General features: G+C 41.5%; 16 protein-coding genes. 11 read left to right on the top strand and 5 right to left on the bottom strand.

The genetic code is table 11. The annotated features are described in order from the left end of the window. Positions 1-145: 145 nt before the first annotated feature. The 8 genes from nqrM to LK453_RS03740 all read left to right on the top strand — a co-directional run bounded on the left by nqrM (position 146) and on the right by LK453_RS03740 (position 7,880). A complete protein-coding gene (gene nqrM / locus LK453_RS03705; protein WP_007394642.1) occupies positions 146-394 on the top strand; it encodes a (Na+)-NQR maturation NqrM in 249 nt (82 codons plus the stop codon). A 211-nt stretch (positions 395-605) separates the two neighbouring features. After that, positions 606-1,859, top strand: a complete 1,254-nt coding sequence (locus tag LK453_RS03710; protein ID WP_044298264.1) for an MFS transporter — start codon at positions 606-608, stop codon at positions 1,857-1,859. A 108-nt stretch (positions 1,860-1,967) separates the two neighbouring features. Continuing rightward, the gene (locus tag LK453_RS03715; protein WP_007394644.1) at positions 1,968-3,278 is read left to right on the top strand and encodes a valine--pyruvate transaminase; all 1,311 of its coding nucleotides are present in this window, start codon (positions 1,968-1,970) and stop codon (positions 3,276-3,278) included. 41 nt (positions 3,279-3,319) lie between these two features. Then, entirely contained in the window at positions 3,320-3,895 is a 576-nt protein-coding gene (locus LK453_RS03720; protein ID WP_201537090.1) for a GNAT family N-acetyltransferase, read from the top strand. 191 nt (positions 3,896-4,086) lie between these two features. Continuing rightward, positions 4,087-4,923, top strand: a complete 837-nt coding sequence (locus LK453_RS03725) for an arylesterase (RefSeq protein ID WP_007394646.1) — start codon at positions 4,087-4,089, stop codon at positions 4,921-4,923. A 400-nt stretch (positions 4,924-5,323) separates the two neighbouring features. Next, positions 5,324-6,292 (top strand): IS4 family transposase, encoded by a 969-nt coding sequence (locus LK453_RS03730; protein WP_227945213.1) that lies wholly within the window; start codon positions 5,324-5,326, stop codon positions 6,290-6,292. Positions 6,293-6,357: 65 nt separating this feature from the next. Further along, positions 6,358-7,038: an HdeD family acid-resistance protein gene (locus LK453_RS03735; RefSeq protein WP_007394647.1), complete on the top strand. Its 681-nt coding sequence runs from the start codon at positions 6,358-6,360 to the stop codon at positions 7,036-7,038. Positions 7,039-7,190: 152 nt separating this feature from the next. Further along, the gene (locus LK453_RS03740; RefSeq protein WP_007394648.1) at positions 7,191-7,880 is read left to right on the top strand and encodes an ABC transporter ATP-binding protein; all 690 of its coding nucleotides are present in this window, start codon (positions 7,191-7,193) and stop codon (positions 7,878-7,880) included. A 56-nt stretch (positions 7,881-7,936) separates the two neighbouring features. Here LK453_RS03740 and LK453_RS03745 read toward each other — a convergent pair whose 3' ends face one another. Then, positions 7,937-8,296 (bottom strand): VOC family protein, encoded by a 360-nt coding sequence (locus LK453_RS03745; RefSeq protein WP_201537585.1) that lies wholly within the window; start codon positions 8,294-8,296, stop codon positions 7,937-7,939. Positions 8,297-8,459: 163 nt separating this feature from the next. Here LK453_RS03745 and LK453_RS03750 point away from each other — a divergent pair, with 163 nt between their 5' ends. Beyond that, complete coding sequence (locus LK453_RS03750; RefSeq protein ID WP_007394650.1) at positions 8,460-9,290, top strand: SDR family NAD(P)-dependent oxidoreductase; 831 nt, start codon at positions 8,460-8,462, stop codon at positions 9,288-9,290. A 104-nt stretch (positions 9,291-9,394) separates the two neighbouring features. Here LK453_RS03750 and LK453_RS03755 read toward each other — a convergent pair whose 3' ends face one another. From LK453_RS03755 to LK453_RS03770, 4 genes are all read right to left on the bottom strand, one after another. Continuing rightward, positions 9,395-11,023, bottom strand: coding sequence for a BCCT family transporter (locus tag LK453_RS03755; protein ID WP_201537587.1), 1,629 nt, complete (start codon positions 11,021-11,023; stop codon positions 9,395-9,397). A 438-nt stretch (positions 11,024-11,461) separates the two neighbouring features. Further along, entirely contained in the window at positions 11,462-12,619 is a 1,158-nt protein-coding gene (locus tag LK453_RS03760) for a catalase family protein (RefSeq protein WP_201537589.1), read from the bottom strand. 65 nt (positions 12,620-12,684) lie between these two features. After that, a complete protein-coding gene (locus tag LK453_RS03765; protein ID WP_007394654.1) occupies positions 12,685-14,247 on the bottom strand; it encodes a Dyp-type peroxidase in 1,563 nt (520 codons plus the stop codon). 47 nt (positions 14,248-14,294) lie between these two features. Next, positions 14,295-14,906, bottom strand: coding sequence for a hypothetical protein (locus tag LK453_RS03770; RefSeq protein WP_007394655.1), 612 nt, complete (start codon positions 14,904-14,906; stop codon positions 14,295-14,297). A 360-nt stretch (positions 14,907-15,266) separates the two neighbouring features. Here LK453_RS03770 and LK453_RS03775 point away from each other — a divergent pair, with 360 nt between their 5' ends. Together LK453_RS03775 and LK453_RS03780 are read left to right on the top strand one after the other, a co-directional pair. Beyond that, positions 15,267-17,918: an ABC transporter permease gene (locus LK453_RS03775; RefSeq protein WP_007394656.1), complete on the top strand. Its 2,652-nt coding sequence runs from the start codon at positions 15,267-15,269 to the stop codon at positions 17,916-17,918. Between the two features lie 135 nt (positions 17,919-18,053). Continuing rightward, positions 18,054-20,054, top strand: a complete 2,001-nt coding sequence (locus LK453_RS03780) for an AAA family ATPase (RefSeq protein WP_144295672.1) — start codon at positions 18,054-18,056, stop codon at positions 20,052-20,054. The last annotated feature ends 69 nt before the right edge of the window (positions 20,055-20,123 follow it).

The raw sequence follows: 20,123 nt of genomic DNA on the forward strand, positions 1-20,123 counted from the left end.
TTGATACTGCCAACAAACGTCGAGTTAGCCTGAATATGTTATAATAGATACCAATGAATAAATAACAGCGACAGCTTGTGCTGAAGGTCACAGAAAGTTAACCTTATCGTCTCAAGCACCCGCTTCTCAACTAAGTGAGGGTATTATGCTCGAGCAACTGCTTCCCATTTTCGGTATTACTTTTGCCGTATTCGTCCTATTCTTTTTAATGATGGGTATCGGATACATGGTTAAAAAAGAACCATTACGTGGCTCATGTGGTCGTGTGGCCAATCTAATGGGTGACGAAACCTGCCAGTTTTGTGGTGACGATCCCAACAAGTGTGACAAAATCAATGAAGACACCAAGCTCAATGCCAAAAAAGCCTCTGAACTCGGTAAATCTGCAGTTTAGTCTGCAAATAGCCTCAATCTGTCGATAATTTAAGCCAGATTTTAGTGCAGTAAGTCATTGATATTTAACTATTAAATTAAATATCTAGCACAGTTACCTTTGGCTACTTAGGCTGAGTAGAGTATTTCTGTTATAGTAAAACCATCGCTTAGGCGGTGGTTTTTTTATGCAACTTAACTTCCACCCTTTTGTTATTAGTAAGTGCTTCGATATGTCTAACCCTACTCCCCCCTCTGCTGCCTCAAGCTCTACACCTTCGGCACAAACACCACGCGCTGTCTTTTGGTTGGTGGTTATTGCCATATTACTGATGGCTAGTAATATGCGCTCGCCTATTGTGGCGTTAGGCTCTATCGCTCCAGTAGTACAAGACGCCTTAAACCTGAATGCCACGCATATTGGTTGGCTCGGTGCTATTCCAATGCTGATGTTTGCGTTAGGCGCTTTAATATCTCCGAGTATCGGCAAACGCTATGGCTTAGAAAACACCTTAATCGGGGTAGTAATGGTACTGACTGCCGGCATTATTATGCGCTCGACTTGGGTGAGTTGGCATGGGTTCTTAATCGGCACAATTTTATTATCGCTTGCCATCGGCTTTGCCAATACTTTAGTTGCTCCCGTGATTAAGCAGCGTACTCCTGATAATATCGCTTTGGTAACTGGCCTATTTAGCTTAACCATGTCAGTGATGTCTGGGGTCATCTCTGGGGTGGTCTATCCGTTAACCGAACAGGTAGGCTGGCAATGGGCGTTAGGCGGCTGGGCGATATTGGGCATTGCCGCTCTAATCGCTTGGATTGTATTGCGTGTTAAGCTTGGCTCTTCGCACAAAGTACCTACTGCTGATTTGACAGCAGATGAGGTGACCCAAGAATCTACTTCTATCTGGAAGTCGGCCTTAGCGTGGCAGTTGGCGATCTTTATGGGTTTGCAGTCTTTGCTATTTTATACCGTAGCCGCCTTTTTGCCCTCGATATGGATTAGCAAAGGATTGACCGAGGTAGAAGCCGGTAGCATGGGCTCTATTTTCCAGTTTATGGCGCCTATTGCCATCATCGGTATGACCTGGCTGATTCGCCGGGGTATGAAAATACAAATTGTGGCCATTGGCTCTACTTTACTGAACGTCATAGGTTTGATCGGTATTGCTTATCTGTCACCTGACTTAGCGTGGCTGTGGACCTCTATCATGGGCTTAGGCTGTGCGGTTATATTTACCTTATGCATCATGCTGTTTTCACTGCGTACCTATACTCCAAACCAAGCCAGTAAGTTGTCAGGTATGGCACAGACCATCGCCTATTTGGTTGCTTTTGCAGGTCCTTTTGGGGCAGGCTGGCTGTACGAACAAACCAATAGCTGGGATGGGCCCTTATTATTTATATTAATACTTACTCTGATCAACGTCATTATTGCTTGGCTCGCCAGTCGTCCTATAATGATTGACGGCAAGCCTGCTTAGACACTATTCTTAGTGAGGCACTATTCTTAGTCTGTATTTAAGCTCTATTTATTAAAACTAATTTTTTAACAGATTTCTAACCAACAAAATAATTTAAATGGTACCTCTATGAAGTTTTCGAAATACGGTCAACAGTTCACCCAAACCAGCGCAATCTCTCAATTAATGGACGACTTAGGCGATGCCCTGCAAAGCCCTACTCCCGTTAACATGTTGGGCGGTGGCAATCCAGCCCGCATTGATAAAGTGAACCAAGCCTATTTTGAGGTATATCAATCGCTACAAGAAGGCGGTATTGAGGGCGGTGCTATCGAATCGGTAGGCAACTACTCAAACCCTCAAGGCGATGCCAAATTTATCGAAGCCTTGGTCGCCTTCTTTAACCGCCATTATGATTGGGATTTAACGACAGACAATATTGTTTTGACCAATGGCTCACAAAACGCCTTCTTCTACTTGTTCAATTTATTTGGCGGTAAATTCGAAGACGAAAATGGTCAGGTCAGCACTAAATCGATTTTATTACCGTTGGCCCCAGAATATATTGGCTACAGTGACGTACAAATTGACGGCAAACACTTTATCTCTATTAAGCCTGAAATCGAAGAAGTCACTCATGACGGAGAAGAGGGCTTTTTTAAATACAAAGTAGACTTTAAAGCTTTAGAGAACTTGCCTGCCCTTAAAAATGGTGAGATAGGTGCGATTTGCTGTTCACGTCCGACCAACCCGACTGGCAACGTGTTGACCGATGAAGAAATGGCGCATTTGGCTCAAATTGCCAAACAGTACGATGTACCGCTAATTATCGACAATGCCTATGGTGAGCCTTTCCCCAATATTATTTATCCCGACGTCAATCTAAACTGGGACGACAATACCATTCTTTGCTTTAGTCTGTCGAAAATCGGCTTACCTGGGGCGCGTACCGGTATTATTATCGCTGCACCCGAGGTGGTGAAGACGGTCAGCGCCATGAATGCGGTGGTCAACCTTGCGCCAACACGTTTTGGGGCCGCTATTGCCACTCCACTGCTGAATGATGATAGTTTAAAGCAGCTTTGTGATGACACCATTCAGCCGTTTTATGCCAACAAAGCCAAACTTGCTATCGGCCATATCAAAGCAGAAATGGGCGACTATCCGGTACTTATCCATAAACCAGAAGGGGCTATTTTCCTATGGGTGTGGTTCAAAGACTTACCGATTACCACCACTGAGCTGTATGAGCGCTTAAAACAAAAAGCAACTTTGATTGTGCCTAGTGAACACTTCTATCCAGGTCTCGATACCACTGACTATCCGCATGCCTTTCAATGTATTCGCATGAGTATTGCTGCCAGTGATGAGACCTTAGAGGCCGGTATTAAAGTCATTGGCGAAGTGGTTCGCGAGCTTTATGACAATACTCAAAAATAACCAGGCTAACAGACAATGCTAAAAAACAATAGTGTTAAAAAATGCCAGTGCTAAAAACAGCTGGCATGAAGCGACCTATCGCTTTTAGGACCACAAGAGCCGATGTGTACTTCGTGGATAAAGGTTTGGCTCAGCCTTATCAAGATTATTTAATCGCCAATAAACAAAGATTAGCGCCTCTTGAGCCACTGCGTCGTCCTGAGTATTACGAGCTGGCTAATATCAAAGAGCAGATGGAAATCATGGACAATGATTTTATCTTAAAACGTGGTTTGTACCTGCTATTTACCCCAAAAGACTCACCCCAAGTTATCGGTAGTATAAACTTCTCCGGGTTTATGTATGGGGTATTTCAGGCAGGCTATGTGGGTTTTTCAATAGACAAGAACTTTGAAGGTCAAGGCATGATGGCCGAAGTACTGCAAGCCTCACTAAACTATGTGAGGCAGCATTATGGTTTACATCGTATTATGGCCAATCACTTACCCCATAATGAACGCAGTGCTGCCTTACTGCATAAGCTTGACTTTGAAAAAGAGGGCTATGCCAAATCTTATCTTAAGATTAATGGGCAGTGGCAGGATCATGTTTTAACGGCTTTGGTTTTTGAGGATTAGAAGTATTTAAAAATTAAAGCTATTTGAAGAGTAACGCTGATTTAAGATCTACACATTTAATAGTTGTATATTGGGATTTTTAAGTTGTAATTCATAACGTATATATAACCAATCTGGAACAGTAAAGCTCAGGCAACCTTGCTAACATAGGGGTATAAATTACGTAATATATCACCAGCATGGTTGTCTCTATGTCCTACCCCTCCCTAATCTCTCGTCCTATCCTAAAACCTTTAGCACTGACTTTATTAACTAGTCTGGCGCTGATGGGTTGTCAGCCTAGTACCAATTCAAGCACCGATAAGAATGCTGCTAGCAATGAGGCAGCGAGCGAAAGCAGCCTTTCTACTACCGCTCAGTCTGCTCCTACGGCGACTAAGACAGATGCCTCAGCTTCGACACCCGCGACAGTATCTGCACAGCAAGTTATTGAACAGCCCATTACCATTTTAGCCCTCGGTGATTCGCTTACCGAAGGTCTTGGTGTGGCTGAAAACGAGGCTTATCCAGCCCAGTTAGAAGCAGCTTTAAAACAAGCGGGCTACGTCAATGCCAAAGTCATTAACTCGGGCTTGAGCGGGGAAACGAGTAGTGGGCTAGTTAATCGTCTGGACTGGGTGTTAAAAACCAAGCCAGATATTACTATCTTAACCACGGGTGCCAATGATGCCATGCGCGGTATTGAAGTGCCGACCATCGATAAAAACATTCGCACCACGATTAAACGTCTACAAGATGAAGGTAGCGTGGTGGTGTTGGGCGGTATGCAGATTTATGACAACTTAGGCGATGATTATGTCAAATCCTTCTCTGCCATTTATCCCAAAATAGCAAAAGACACCGGAGTGGCATTTATTCCGTTCTTTTTAGAAGGTGTGGGCGGTGATAGAAGTTTGAACCAAGCGGATGCCATCCACCCTACTAAAGAAGGTTACACCCGTATCGTTAATAATAATATTTTGCCAGTATTAACCCCTGCTATTGACGACTTCGTTAAGCAACATGAAACGGCATCTCAAAATAAATAGCTAATAAATAAAACAAACCCAAACAGTCGTGAGCTTGGTTAAAGCAGGACTATTAATTTTTAGACACCTACTTAAATGGTTTTTTACATAACCTTTTAAATAGTCCTATAACTATTTAGATAGTCCTATAGCTATAAAGCTGTATTTATTATTCTATATTTATAAATAAAACAATGACTCGATTTTATAAAAAAAATCTCTGCACACGACAAAAAAAACAAAAAAGTCTGTTAAAGCAAAGGCATAATAGTAATTTTTAAGACGAATCAGACCATGCCAAACTTTAACAGACTTAGTGAAACTTTAACCCAAAACCTGAGTATGAACAAGGCAAGAATCACATGTTTGAGCTTAATGATAATAGCCCTGATTACTGCTCAAAGCAGTAATCTTAAAAAAAATAGCAAGACACATTCCTAAGGGTGGCAAGACCGACAGTCACTATCGCAGACTACAGCGATTTTTTGCCGAAGCGAGGATAGACTATGATCAATTAGCTTTAATGATATATCGACTGTTTGGGCTAGGCAAAGTCACCTTAACCATTGACCGCACCAACTGGAAATGGGGTAAAAGTAACCTCAACATCTTTATGCTAGGGGTGGTATATAAAGGGATAGCCATCCCCTTATACTGGCAAATGCTAGATAAGCGAGGTAATACAAACCATCTTGAACGCTGTGAACTTATTGAGCGGTTTATCAAACAATTTGGCAAAGATAACCTTGAGATGATAGTAGCAGACAGAGAGTTTGTTGGCGAAAAATGGTTTAACTGGCTCACCAATAATCACATACCCTTTGCCATACGGATTAAGAAGAACAGTAAAGTTAAGAATCATCATGGCAAGTTGGTACAGATTAAAGAGTTATTTCGCCATGTTGGCCATCAAGAAACATATCGACATGGGCGAATACTGACTGTCGATGGTTGTTTGGTTCGAGTATTTGCCAAGCGTGATAAAGACTACGGTTTAGTGATTGTGGCAACCAATCAACTAGAAACAGTGGATGCGATGATAAGCTATGGCAAGCGTTGGGAAATTGAGACTTTATTTGCTTGTCTAAAGGGGAGTGGCTTTAATCTTGAAGATACCCACTTAACCCATCTTGATCGGGTCAGTAAATTAGTCGCAGTGAACGCCTTAGCATTTTGTTGGGCTTATCATGTCGGTATTTATAAAGACAAAGATAAGCCGTTAAAACGCAAGTTGAAGTCAAACGCTCGACCTCAAGCCAGTTTGTTTGCGCTTGGTCTGGATTTATTGATTGAAGGTCTTCGTTTGGTGTTTTTTAACAATGATAAGACTGTCTTTCGACAGTTAGTTAGCTTTTTAACCCCTAAACCTATGAAAATCCGGTGGGGATGATTTTTTTGTCGTGTGCAGAGAAAAAAAATATACAACTGATTTAAAACAACAATAAGAGGCCTATTATGAGAAAAAGTATATTCAAAACCTTTAATGACACCATTAAACATTGGTATATCCCCGCTATTGTCGGTTCTATATTTATTGTGGTCGGTATTTACACCTTTGCTTCTCCAGCCACCTCCTACGTAGCGCTCTCTATCCTTTTTAGTTTGTCTTTCTTATTCTCTGGTATCTCAGAGATAGTCTTCTCTTTGACCAATAGAAATGAAATGGACAACTGGGGCTGGGTGCTGGCCTTTGGTATTTTGACGACTGTCATCGGTGGGCTATTACTGTCCAACCCCGCGGTATCGATGGCCACTTTAACCTTCTATGTCGGCTTCTTAATTTTATTCCGCTCTATCAGTGCCCTTAGTTTCTCTTTAGACTTAAAAGATTATGGGATTGGCGATTGGGGTGCGTTAATGGCACTGAGTGTTATTGGCCTAATCTTCTCTATTATAATGATTTGGAATCCCGCTTTTGCAGGTATGACCATCGTTATTTGGACAGGGTTGGCATTTATCACCACGGGTATCTTTAGTCTTTACATGGCCTTTAAACTTAAGAAACTAAACGAATTACCTCAAAAAATGTCAGAAGATTTAAAGCTTAGACACAGACAATTACAGCAAGAGATTAGTGAGATTAATAAACAGCCTTTTAGACAAGGTCAGACTTATGACCATGAACCGAAGCCATAAGGCCATAAGCAGTGAGTCTAAGCTTTTACCTTAAGCTTTTAAAACCAGATAGCTGGCAATAACCTATTAAGATGGCCACTAAAGACGACACGCAATAATAGTAGGGATGATATTAGAAATCATCTCCAACATAACTAGAAGAAACTTTGCAAATGACACATAACCTAGCTGACTCATCAGCTCTATTACGAGCCAAAAATCTCAGCAAAAGCGTAATGATTGGCGACACCAAAACCGATATTATCAAAGGCATTAATGTCACCATTAATGCCGGTGAGTTTGCGGTAATAATGGGCAAATCGGGGTCCGGTAAATCTACGTTACTGGGCCTATTGGCAGGTCTCGACTATCCGGATAGCGGTGAAGTATGGCTCGATGGTCAGAATTTAACCCAACTGTCTGAAGATGAGCTGGCCCAAAAGCGTCAGCAGGATATGGGCTTTGTGTTTCAGTCGTTTCATCTGTTGCCGACGTTGACTGTGGCTGAGAATATCGCTTTCCCGTTGGATATTGCTCGTCAGCCTGACCCAGATAGAGTTGAACAACTGTTAGTGGCTGTTGGCTTAACCCATCGCCGTGATAGCCTACCGCATCAACTCTCTGGTGGTGAACAACAGCGCACCGCACTGGCTCGGGCATTGGTGGCTCGTCCTAAAATCATCTTTGCTGATGAACCCACTGGTAATTTGGATGAGCAAAATGCGCAGCAAGTCATGAACTTATTGCTTGAGCTACAGCAGCAGTCTGGTACGGCCTTAGTGGTTGTTACTCACGACCCTGCGTTAACTGAGCATGCTGATCAGGTTATTACTATTCATGACGGACAGGTTGAGCCAGCATAGACCCTAGTCAAGCTAGTTACTTAAGGGCCTTAGTTTTTGACTAGCTGTTGCCTTGGTTAGCTATTTGTCTTAGACCAAACCGAAAATTCATTGCCACTTGGTTCAGTAAAGTGAAAGCGATAGCCGCCAGGAAATTCAAAGGTATCTTGAACGATGGTACCACCATTATGCACCACCTTATCGTAAGTCGTTGCCAAGCTGTCACTATAAAAGATAAGCAAAGCGCCCCCATTTATGATGGTACTTACTTTATCCGACTGGTAAAAACCGCCGTCTAAACCCTGATTTTCAAACGCTATATATTGGTCACCATAGTCGGTAAATGTCCAACCAAAGACGGCATTAAAGAAAGCTTTGGTTGCGGATAAGTCTGTTGAGCCAAACTCAACATAATTTAGTTTTTCATGTTGACTCATTATTAGTTCCTTTTTAATGAAATTATAGATTTTAAACCTAAAAACTATTCATTCAATCTAAACATATAATAAATAACTATTCAACAATGTATCTCTTTCCTTTGTAACTATTTAAAACAGATAGCACACTAGTATTTAGATAAAGCCACCTATATGGAGTCCCATGAAACCTAATAAAAAAGTATTACTCATCGGTGGTACCAGTGGTATAGGTAAAGCGTTGCTTGAACGGATGCTTGAGGATAATAAAGTCGAGCAAATATTTGCTACTTATCATCGTCGTCGACCCATCGTAAACCACCCTAATAATGAAGATCCTGACGTCAAAGAGCCTGGCACTAAAGCTACCGCTACCAAAAATACTGACACTAAGACTAAAGTTGTCTGGTTGGCGATGGATGTGACTTCTGAGCCGAGTATAAAACAAACCATCGAGCAAATTAGCGAACACGTTGATCATATCGACTGGGTCATCAATGCGGTTGGACTGCTACACAACGGCAGTCATCAACCCGAAAAAGCAGTCAGGCAACTTGATCCAGACTTCTTTATCGACAATATGAAAGTCAATGCCCTACCCAGCTTATTGATTGCTAAGTATATAAAGCCGTTATTACAAGCAAGGTTAAAAGCGGGCAAACCGAACGAAATAGAGCCTGCTATTTATGCCACTATTTCAGCACGAGTCGGTAGTATTAGCGACAATAAATTAGGCGGATGGTACAGCTACCGCATGAGTAAAGCAGCGTTAAATATGGGGATGAAAACACTTGCTATCGAATGGCAACGGTCGCTAAAAAATGTCTGTGTGGCAGTGATGCAGCCGGGTACAGTAGATACCCCTTTATCCAAACCTTTCCAGGCCAATGTGGCTAAAGATAAACTGTTTAAGCCTGAACAGTGTGCCGATAATTTACTGATAGTATTAAGCCAATTAACCGCAGAGGATACGGGCTGCTTTGTTGATTGGGCAGGCAAGCCTATTGAATGGTAGGTAAACTTTTTAAAGATTAAGAATACGATAAAACCGGTCCAACATGTTAGACCGGTTTTTTATTAAACAAATTATTTATTTAGCCAAAAGGTGCTTTTCATCGCTTAATCACCACTAGCAATCTCAGGCGGTCCTTTTAATAAGTGTTCATCAGTAAACTCATTGGCAGAATGTCGCTCTACAGATTCAGCCGTGGTATAGCTTTGCTCGGTACGATATAAGATTAATCTGTCTCGTCTTAATCCCTTTATTAGGGCATACATCATCACAACAATAACTATGGCAAATGGGAAACCGGCAACAATAGCGGCAGCCTGCAGTGCCGCTAGCCCGCCTGCACTTAATAATATGGCAGCGATAAGCCCTTCTGATATTGCCCAAAACAAGCGTTGGATTTTAGGTGGATTAGTATCGCCGCCGGCGGTAAGCATATCAATCACAAAGCTAGCGGAGTCTGACGAGGTCACAAACCATAGTATAATCATTAATATTACCACCATGGTTAAAGGTTGCGCCATTGGGTAGCCTTCAAGAAACTTAAATACTACACTACCAAAATCGTTGTTTACTGCCTCTATAAACCCAGGGTTACCCATCAGTTCCATATTAATGGCAACACCACCAAAAGCGGTAAACCATAAAAATAAAATAACTAAAGGAATAAACATAATACCTAAGGTGAACTCACGCAGAGTACGTCCACGACTCACGCGGGCAACAAATACCCCCACAAAAGGAGCCCAACTTACCCACCATGCCCAATAAAATATTGTCCACGACCCTTGCCAATCTGTTTTGCTCCATGATTCTGTCCAAAACCCTAACGGTATAAAGTTGGTTATATAATTGCCTGTATTTTCAATAAAGCTGTCAAATATAAATAGTGTGGGTCCGAATACGATCATAAACAGCAGTAATAATACCGCTATGACAATGTTTATATCACTTAAACGTTTAATCCCTTTATTTAAGCCTAGCATGACTGAAATAGTAGCAAACATGGTAATCAGCGCAATAATTCCGAATTGAACTGCCATACTATTAGGTATATCAAATAACAACTCTAGTCCGGAGTTGATTTGCTGTGCGCCTAAGCCAAGCGAGGTCACCACACCAAACATGGTACCGAATACGGCTAGCGTATCGACCACATGCCCCCAGAACCCATAGATTTTTTCACCTAAAATCGGATATAAAGTTGAGCGAATGGAGAAAGGTAAGCCGTGTCTATAATGAAAATAAGCCAATGCCAAACCTACAAAACAATAAAGCGCCCAACCATGCAAGCCAAAATGCAAAAAGGTAATATTCATAGCTTGCTTGGCAGCCTCTATCGTTTCTGCTTCACCCATAGGGGGTGCCATAAAGTGATAAAGTGGCTCGGCAGTACCGTAATAAATAAGACCGATACCTAAACCTGCAGAGAACAGCATGCCCACCCAAGAGAACAAGCTATATTGTGGTTGTTCGGTTTGATGCCCAAGACGTATATCGCCATATTTACTAAAGGGTATATATAAACAAAATAATACCGTGGCATTTACTAAGAAAATAAAAAACCAACCAAACTTATCGGTAATAAAAGCCTGCGCACTATCAAAGACTATAAAAGCTTGCTCGGTAAATAGAGCACCAAATATGATAAAGCAGACGATAAATAGACTAGAGGCTATAAATACAGGTTTACTAACGCGCGGAAACGGGCCCAGTCGCCCAACCTTAACTTCATTCATCTTTACCCTTATATTTATAATTAATTTTAAGTTATTTTTAAATTATGTTTCTGTAGTAATACTAAATAGTATGCACAGAGTAACAAAAGGGTAAACCTTCTACAAATATGAGCAGTCATTATTAGCGGAAGGGGTTTAACTTAACCGTAATTAATTCCGGAGGTTATTTGAATTAAGATAACTTGAGATGATTGGTTATTGATCAGTTGTTTTGTCAGTACAATTTATCGCTAATTCTACTGATGACTTCATTTTTCAATCCTATAGTTCATACTTCGGCAAACCTGCTTCGTTCTAGTAAACATCAAGCATTTGTATCGCTGTTACCCTAAATTACGCCCCCACTAAATCCAGTACAAAAAAATCGGTCTGAAATTTCAGACCGATTTTTTATCGCAGGTTGGTTTTATCATCGTCCAAATGGAAATAGATATTGGTCTAAAAGAAATTTTTGTCAAACGTCTCTTTTAAGTTTTTCGGCTCACGGCGTTCGACACTATTCAATGCGTGGCGTGTTTTTGAGGCGATTTCATACGCTTTAAGACGTGATTGTTGCAGATTACCAATTGGTCGATTTTCTTCCAAACATCTAAACGGCGTGAACGAGAGGTTCTCCATGATCTCGAAGTTTCCATCGTCTGGTACGTCTTGCTTAGGTATTGTCAAACGAGCCACAGTAACAAAAGGCGCATCCTCTTCTTTCCATTCGGTAGTGATCTCTTCAACAGGTTGCTTTTTACTGTTGCGAGCCAGTTGAATTTGAACCTCATAAACCTGATCGTGTTCGCGTATTTCATCAAGTATCAGCGGACGTATCGCTTCTTGCTTAGACTCGACATCTAAATCACGACGTTTGACATGATCTAAAGATGCCTGAGTCGGCTTGACTCTTATCTTGGCAACATAATCGCCATGACGCACCACGCCTTGAGAATGAAAATCGTATAACAAAGTATTTTTCGGCTCAATTGCCATAAAAGACCCTAATGCTTTAAACGTTTTAAACGATTCTTTAGTCGGCAGCTGTGTCCCATAATTAGTCAACCAGTTGAAGGCTAATTTCGCCTTGCCCTTAGCACCTTGATCGGCATATTTTGGTAACTCCAAAAACAGCTTAGAGATATAGGTATAATCTTCGATTCGATTACAGAAGAAAACAGGATTATTAATTAGGTTAAAATCAAAGTTACTACTGTCCTCTTCCCCGGGCGCCAGTTTTTTGCCCGATACATCAAATACTTTGATTGCTAAACCTTGTGCCAGACCTAGCTTTCTATCCGCTGCAACACGAGAAGAGCCGTTAGAATAACGAATAACCGCTTCATGTACCCCTGGTTTGGCATACAGACCTTGGGCGTATTCTTTAGGCAGATTATCCAAAATTTCAAACTCTGCTTTTAAAGCGCAGTAGCCTTTGGCATGAGCATCACGGGTATGATAGGCCACACCGCTCGCTTCATCACTTCTGGCAATATATTTTTTGATGTCAGAGGTGATTTTTTCGATATTCTGCTCATCTTTTTCAGTAAGCTCAATATATTTAGGGTCATAAGGGACATATTTGGTTTTAAATAATTTTTTGACTGTGTTTAACATGGGGTTCACCTAGTTAATTAGTTATTGTAATTAGTTATTGATTTTATATTTATGCGTTAAGCCTTTTAATCACTCAATTCGCTGATCCACTTAAGCGCCGATAAGCTAGGTATAAATAAATACTCGCCGCCGTAAAGCGTGTTAAAAGTTTCTATACCGTGATAACGCTTGCGAATAGGGTCAGCAGGTACAGTGAAGGTATCTGCGGCATTGCCTTTATCACCTTCGTGCAAGCCCAAGACAGGGTCTCGCTCATCGCCTAAGCTCATAAAGTTACCATCGTTAATCCATTGAGACTGTAAAAACTCTACCGTTTCCATCGCATGGGCATTGATACCGATAAAGAACAATCCGCGCTGTTTGCCATCATCCTCGGTCACATCGGGTGGTAGCACATCACCAAAACCGACACTACGCCTAATAATTCGGTGGATGCGCACGTCAGATAAGATAAAGTCTTTGCTGTCTCGTGGGTTCATACGTCTAATATGGGCGCCAAAAGGACATTTTTTACCGTAAGGATCGTCTTTGTAACCAAAGTCATTGTTGCGGTCAGGGTCGTCGCCTAAGTCCTCATCATCGTGCTCGGGTGATAGCGCTAGAGGTGCTCCAGAACGCCAACGTCCCCACATTTTAGCGCCCAATAGCTCAGCTTCCTCGATGTTGTCTGTATTTTCTTTAAGGTATTTGTTAAAGGCGGCCACATGACTATTGTAGGCACGCAATACCATAAAGGAGCCATTTTTACCCAATACTTCAGGCTGCGGCATGGGAGCAACTGTCTCAGCTTCCCCCTTATATCCTAAGACAAACTCTCCCGGTGCAATGCCTTCTTGCATCAGGCTAGGCGGGGTCTGTATGCCACTACCGTTGACTTCAGGGTTGCTTATGCCGTCACGATAGCCAAAGACGTTTTTGACCGCATCGTTGGTGCCAAAGTCATGCTGCAATAAAATCTCTAACTTGCCATTACTGGGATTATTTTCATCGATATGTGCGTTGATGTCTTGCTTTAACTCTTGAAGTTTGGCTTGCCATTTATCTTTAGAATCAGCAATAACCGCAGCGCAAATATGGATAGCCCCTTTGTCACCAAAAGGAGCTTGCCAGTGCTCTGGTGCATTGACGCCCATATCTTTTAGCCTATCGGCACGACCTGCCATACCTACTTTAAAGGATTCAGGGAAAGTGTCTAATGAGGCTTGTGGCACGCCTAAGGCTTTTAATCCCTCATAGGTTATGACAATAGAAAGCGTGGCATCCATGTCTTTGTGCCAACCTTCAGAATTACTCACATTGGGTAAAACATCAGCTAGTATTTTGCGGCCCGTTTGGGCATCATTTATCTTGAGAGCGACTAGTGTGCCGTAGTATGGCGTCGGTCTATCACGCAATATAATAGATTGAATATCATTGAGCTCCATGCTGACACGATTGGGATTAAACACACCTCGTGCTTTACGAGACAGCATTTCAATGTCATCTGCCGCTTCTTTTTTAATCGTCTCAAGCCAAGTCTGAAGCGTGGTATCTTCGATTAGATTGCCAAACTCGTCTTTTAATTTATCTAGCTTGGCCTTTAAACCTGATTCTGAATGCCTGTTGTCTTCTGAGGTATCATTACTCATGGGTTAACCTATTTTTTTGTTATGGTTTTATGATTATCAAACAGCCCCTAAGACTGCGCTTCATCTAAAGCTTTATTAATACCTTTCACAATCTTTTCGTGACGGCGTATGTCTTGAACGGTCAAATGCGGCACCCCCACATACCAAGCCGCTGCCGTAATTTGGTGATCTAAGATAAATTCTTTGATACTTGGGTCTTTAATACCGGGATAACCTTCGACATTACCAAATAAAATGTCCATTAACTCTGGAATCTTGGTGGCAAAATCATCGATATAAGCATCCCAGTCGCCATCATAAGCGGTGCAAAACAAGACCTTAGTGTCATTGTCTAAGAACACAAAGCGTAGGTCATGAAGTGTGCCTACACGCGTCGCCCCTTTTAAATTACCATCTGCTATCTCTAGAATGGTTTTTAAGCGTTCGGCACCGCCTTCTTTGAGCGGTGCGATAACCGTCAATTCAGAAACTTTACCTGACCTGAGCCCTTTACGCCCTGCACTGCTGACAGAATGGTCGTAACCATCATCGCCCCCTTCTTTTAGGTTCGCCACCAACAGCTCTGCTCGTAATTTAAAGTCATCGAAAGATTCTGTAATTTTGTCTTTTAGATCTTCTGAATTATCAATAATGGTTTTTCTATCGTTATTTTTACTCATGATAGGTATCCTTATAATTATAGTTTTAAATAATGTACCGAGATGTAAAGAGGGATAGATATTAAGATCTATAGTGACTAAGGGTTTGAAGCAGCATCATTAGGGTCTAGTGTTAATTTATCTAAAGTCTAACTTTCAATCCAATCCAAGCCACTCACTATTACATCAGATATTTAATATATCAAACTCTACAGTACAGTAGGTCTTAGAGCTTCGGACTTTATCACTACAATATTAAACTGTTAGCCAACATTAGCGGTTTGTTAGGTATCATAAAGTCACTGAAATCTAACGCCAAACGCTATACCATCGATCATCGTATAAGTATTTTCTCTACTACCTGAAATCAGTTGCACCACTATGACCACAAATACTTCTCCTGCTCGTCCGACCTCTTATTCAAATTTAGGTAGTAAATCCTTACAGCGCAGTTGGTGGCGCCACTGGATATATCCGTTGCTGTTTTTATTGGCAATGGTGTTGTCATTATCGACTTACTTAACACTCGACTCTATTCAACAGTCGGTACGAGATTATGTCTCTGATAATCAGCGCGCATTGGTGGGTGGTGACTTAATATTAAACAGCAAAGAGGCATGGACACCTGAGCTGTTACAGATATTAAAACCTTTAGAGTCAGAGACAGCGAAGGCGAGACAGACACAGCCAGAAGGTGTGGTTTACGACTATCAGTTTAATGCGATGGTATCCAGCGTGGCAGTGGATAGAGGGTCTGATAAAACAATCAATGAACAGCCAAAGTCAAAAGACGCTACCCTACTGGCCCGAATCAAAGCAGTTTCAAACCAATATCCTTTATATGGTGAGGTTGAGCTGGCATCAGGGCAGCCGCTGTGGCAAAAGCTGAAACCCAATCAAGTGGTGGTCGAGGCTCAAGTATTGACCGGGTTGAATCTAAAAATTGGTGATAAGGTCAAAATCGGTGATGCGGTCTTTACTATTGCCGATGAGCTGATCACTGAGCCGGACCGCCCTTTGACTGCGTTTGGATTCGGCGCTCGAGTGCTGATGTCTGATACTGACTTGGCGGCTACCAACTTGATGGGACAGCGAAGCCGGGTTGATTACCGCATTGAGCTGGCGGGTAGCCCTGAGCTAATGGCCAAGCAGCAAGCTGAACTACAGAAAATCACTGCCTCGCAGCCGGAGATTGAGCTCACAGACGCTGACGAGACAGATACTTCAGTGACTCAAGTATCTGATAATGTGCTGATGTTCCTTAAGTTATTGGTAATAGCGGTGCTGTTTTTATCGGCAGTGGCGTTGTTGAGTGTAGTTAAGGCCTTCGTCAGTTTACAACAAAACCCCAATGCCATACGTCGTGCGCTGGGTGAGTCCGTTAGTTCTATCAAGCGTAGTTATTATCAGCTATTTATTGCCATGGCAGTATTGGCTTGTTTGGCTTCAGGCGTACTCAGTTTGGGTATGTTAAAGGTGGGAGCTCAGTACCTCACTGCCATTTTACCGCCGCATATTGCCCTGTCTATTCAGTGGTTAAGCTTTCTTAAAATCAGTGTGGTGGCTTTGGTCATTACCTTGTTGGTAGTACAGCATAGCCTCTATGCGGTGACCCATACCAAGCCTTCGGCAGTCTTAAAGCAAGCCACAGACAATCACCGTCAACATCCGCCTCTTTATTGGTATGGCTTGGTGCTGCTGGCAAGCTTTGGTTTGATGGCTTACGAATTTAGCTCCCTATTGACCGGGCTAAAAGTGCTGGGCGCTATGCTGTTATTGGCTGCTGGCTTTTGGCTGATCGGTCGAGGTTGGTTATGGCTACTGGCCAAACTTGCCAGCAAAGGACTGTTTGGTAAAAAGACCGGTTGGATGGCTCGTACCGCCGTGCATAACCTGTCTCGCAAAGGCAATCAATCAGGGCTATTTTTTGTCACCCTAGCCTTATCGGTGGCGGTATTAACCATGATTACTTTGCTAAATCACAGCCTCAACACGCAGTTTGTACAGGCTTATCCTAAAGATGCGCCTAATTTATTTTTATTAGACATTCAAAGCGACCAACATAAGGGGCTAGAGGCTGTGGTCAAACAGCCTATTACTTATTTCCCGGTGGTACGTGCCCGTGTAACTGAGGCCAATGGCGTCCCTGCTAGCGAGATTGAACCTGTTGGCGGCACTCAAGATGATCCGACGCGGGTATTTAACTTGAGCTATGCAGACAAGGTAATGGATACCGAGTTTGTTAAAGAATCAGTTACTAAGGATCAATTATACAGTCCAATCGATGACTCAAAATCGAATGAACCCTCAGGATCAGTCGTACCGTTATCGATATTAGATACCGCTGCTGAGCTACTTAATGTGGGTATGGGCGACCAAGTGCGTTTTAATATTCAAGGTATTGAAATCGTCGGTCAGATTACCAGTATTCGCGAGCGTTATGAGAGTGGCCCTAGTCCTTTCTTTTATTTCTTATTTGAACCAAAGGTGTTGAAAGACGCGCCGCAAATTCAGTTTGCGACTACCAAAGTCGCTGCCGATAGCATTCCACAACTACAGACCGATCTTGCCCGTAAATTCCCTGCCATTACCACCATTGATGGTGGTGCCATTGCCAAGAAAGTACAAGGCTTTGTGAGTCAGATGAGCCGACTGGTGCAGGTGTTTACCCTACTCGCTATTATTACCGGAATTATGGTACTGATTACGTCCCTACTATCAACGTCGCAAGATCGCTTACGTGACAGTGCCTCGTTCCGTTTACTGGGCATGCAAACCAGCGATTTATATAAGATTAATATGCTAGAGATTGGCTTGTTGGGGATTAGTGCGGGTGTATTCGCTGTGGTATTGGCGAGTGGTGCTGCTTATTTGGTCATTGTGCACTGGTTTAACTTACGCTTTAGCATTCCTTGGGACAGCTTCGGGATTGGTGCCTTGATGTTGGTGGCGGTGCTGTTACTTATTGCGGTGAGTTATGTCAGGTTGGTTATTGGACGTGGGATTATGGCGAGGGTTCGGGGTATGGTTTAGAAGAGTTGGGAGCTAATCCTACTAACGGCTTCTCTTGTTGAAGTGAGTTATTACTTCTAAGTTATTATTAAATTTCAACACCGCAACAATTTTGTTATATTTTAAGAGATAATGACTTTTTACTATGGTGTTCTTATGCAGATATCTAATCTTAGAATAAAAGGGTTTAAATCATTTGGACCAGATGGGGTTGATATAAATCTCAAACATAAGCTATCTGCTTTTATCGGTCTTAATAGCTCTGGAAAAACCACAGCTTTAGAAGCATTACGAAAACTATTCGGCTCATCATTGTCGGAAAGAATGCTCGTAAGAGAAGATTTTCATATTGGTAAAGATAAAGACCCAGACGACATAACAGAAAGTCAGCTTTCAATTGAAGCAAAGATTCTGTTTTCTGATGATGAAAGTGAACAAGAAGCGGTCGTGCTTTATTTTGGCGATATGGTTGTTGATGCTCAAGGTAAAGACCCCTATATACGCATTCGACTAGAAGCAAAATGGACTAAATCCGAAATTCAACCTGATGGTGAGGTTGAATTTCAAACCTTTTTTATAAAAGTTGCTGATAATGAACAAGAAACTACAGAAGATAAGGTAGTTTTAAAACCTCATCTAAGACATCTTATACAGATCCTATATGTTCCTGCGATTAGGAAGCCTTCAGAACAAATAAAGTATGCGTCAGGTAGTATCTTATATAGAATTCTTCGAAAAATTCAATGGAATGACGCCTTCAAAGAAGCTTTTGATGGCAAAATTAAGGACATAAATGAGTCTTTTAAAGGACTAGATGAGTTTGGTGTTATTGATGACGTTATTAAAAGCGTTTGGGGTAGGTTTCATAAAGATAAACGTTATAAAGATACGACTTTAGGATTCAGCTCTAGCACGTCAGATGAGATTTTGAAAAAGTTAGAAATAACCTTTAGCCCTACAGGTACTCATAAACAGTTCCAGATTCATGAGCTAGGCGATGGTTATCGCTCTATGTTTTATTTGACGTTAGTATGCGCATTATTAGAGATTGAAGAACAGTTATCAAATCAGAGTGAAGATAATACTCTTCAAGCTACTCGTCCTTTATTAACCATTTTAGCGATAGAAGAACCTGAAAACCATATAGCCCCTCAACTACTTGGTCGTGTGGTTAAAATTCTTAATAAAATTTCTAAACAAGACCACTCTCAAGTATTACTCTCTTCACATACTCCTTCAATCATTAAACGAATAGATCCCGAGAGTATTCTACATTTTAGAATAACTGACAATTATGAGTCAGAAGTCAACAAAATAATACTGCCTGAAAAAGAAGATGACGCTTATAAATATATTAAACAAGCCATCCAAAACTACCCTGAAATATATTTTGCCCGTTTAGTTGTCATTGGAGAAGGCGATACCGAAGAGGTTATTTTTAACAAATTCATGGAAATAGAAGAAGTTGATTTTGACGATAATATAATTACCTTCGCTCCGTTAGGTCATAGGTTTGTCAATCATGTATGGAGGCTATTGGAAACACTGCATATTCCGTATATTACCTTACTAGATTTAGATTTAGAACGAAATGGTGGTGGTTGGGGAAGAGTAAAGTATATATTAAAGGAGCTAATTGAAATTGGAGTGGATAAAAACCAACTTTTAGTTTTAAAAGATAATAGCATTCTCACCGACGAACGTTTAGGGGCAATGCATGGTTTCGGACTAGATGAACCAAGTATCGAAATGATGTATATGTGGCTTCAGCGATTAAATACATATGATGTATACTTCTCTGAACCGTTAGATTTAGACTTTCTAATGCTTAAAAATTATACAGAATTCTATAAAAATGCTATACCAGAAAACGGAGGTCCGCAAATACCTGATAAAACAACTTATCCTGACAAATTCCAAGAAAAATTAGAAGCTGGTGTTAAGGCAACTCTTAAATCGGATAGTGCTATGGGTGACACTTATAGTGAGGAAGATAGAGAACTAATGATTTGGTACAACTATCATTTTTTAGGCAGAGGTAAACCTACAACGCATATTCTTGCGCTATCAAGTATGACAGATGATGTAATAACAGAGGCTACTCCTGACTTATTTAAGACACTTTTCAATCGTATAAAAGTGTTACTCGCAGAATGACAACACACAAGCTAATGTCAAACTTTAATAACGTTACAATTATTTAGCTATCGGGGTTCTAATAGAGGG

Source organism: Psychrobacter sanguinis, from assembly GCF_020736705.1.
Lineage (GTDB): Bacteria > Pseudomonadota > Gammaproteobacteria > Pseudomonadales > Moraxellaceae > Psychrobacter > Psychrobacter sanguinis.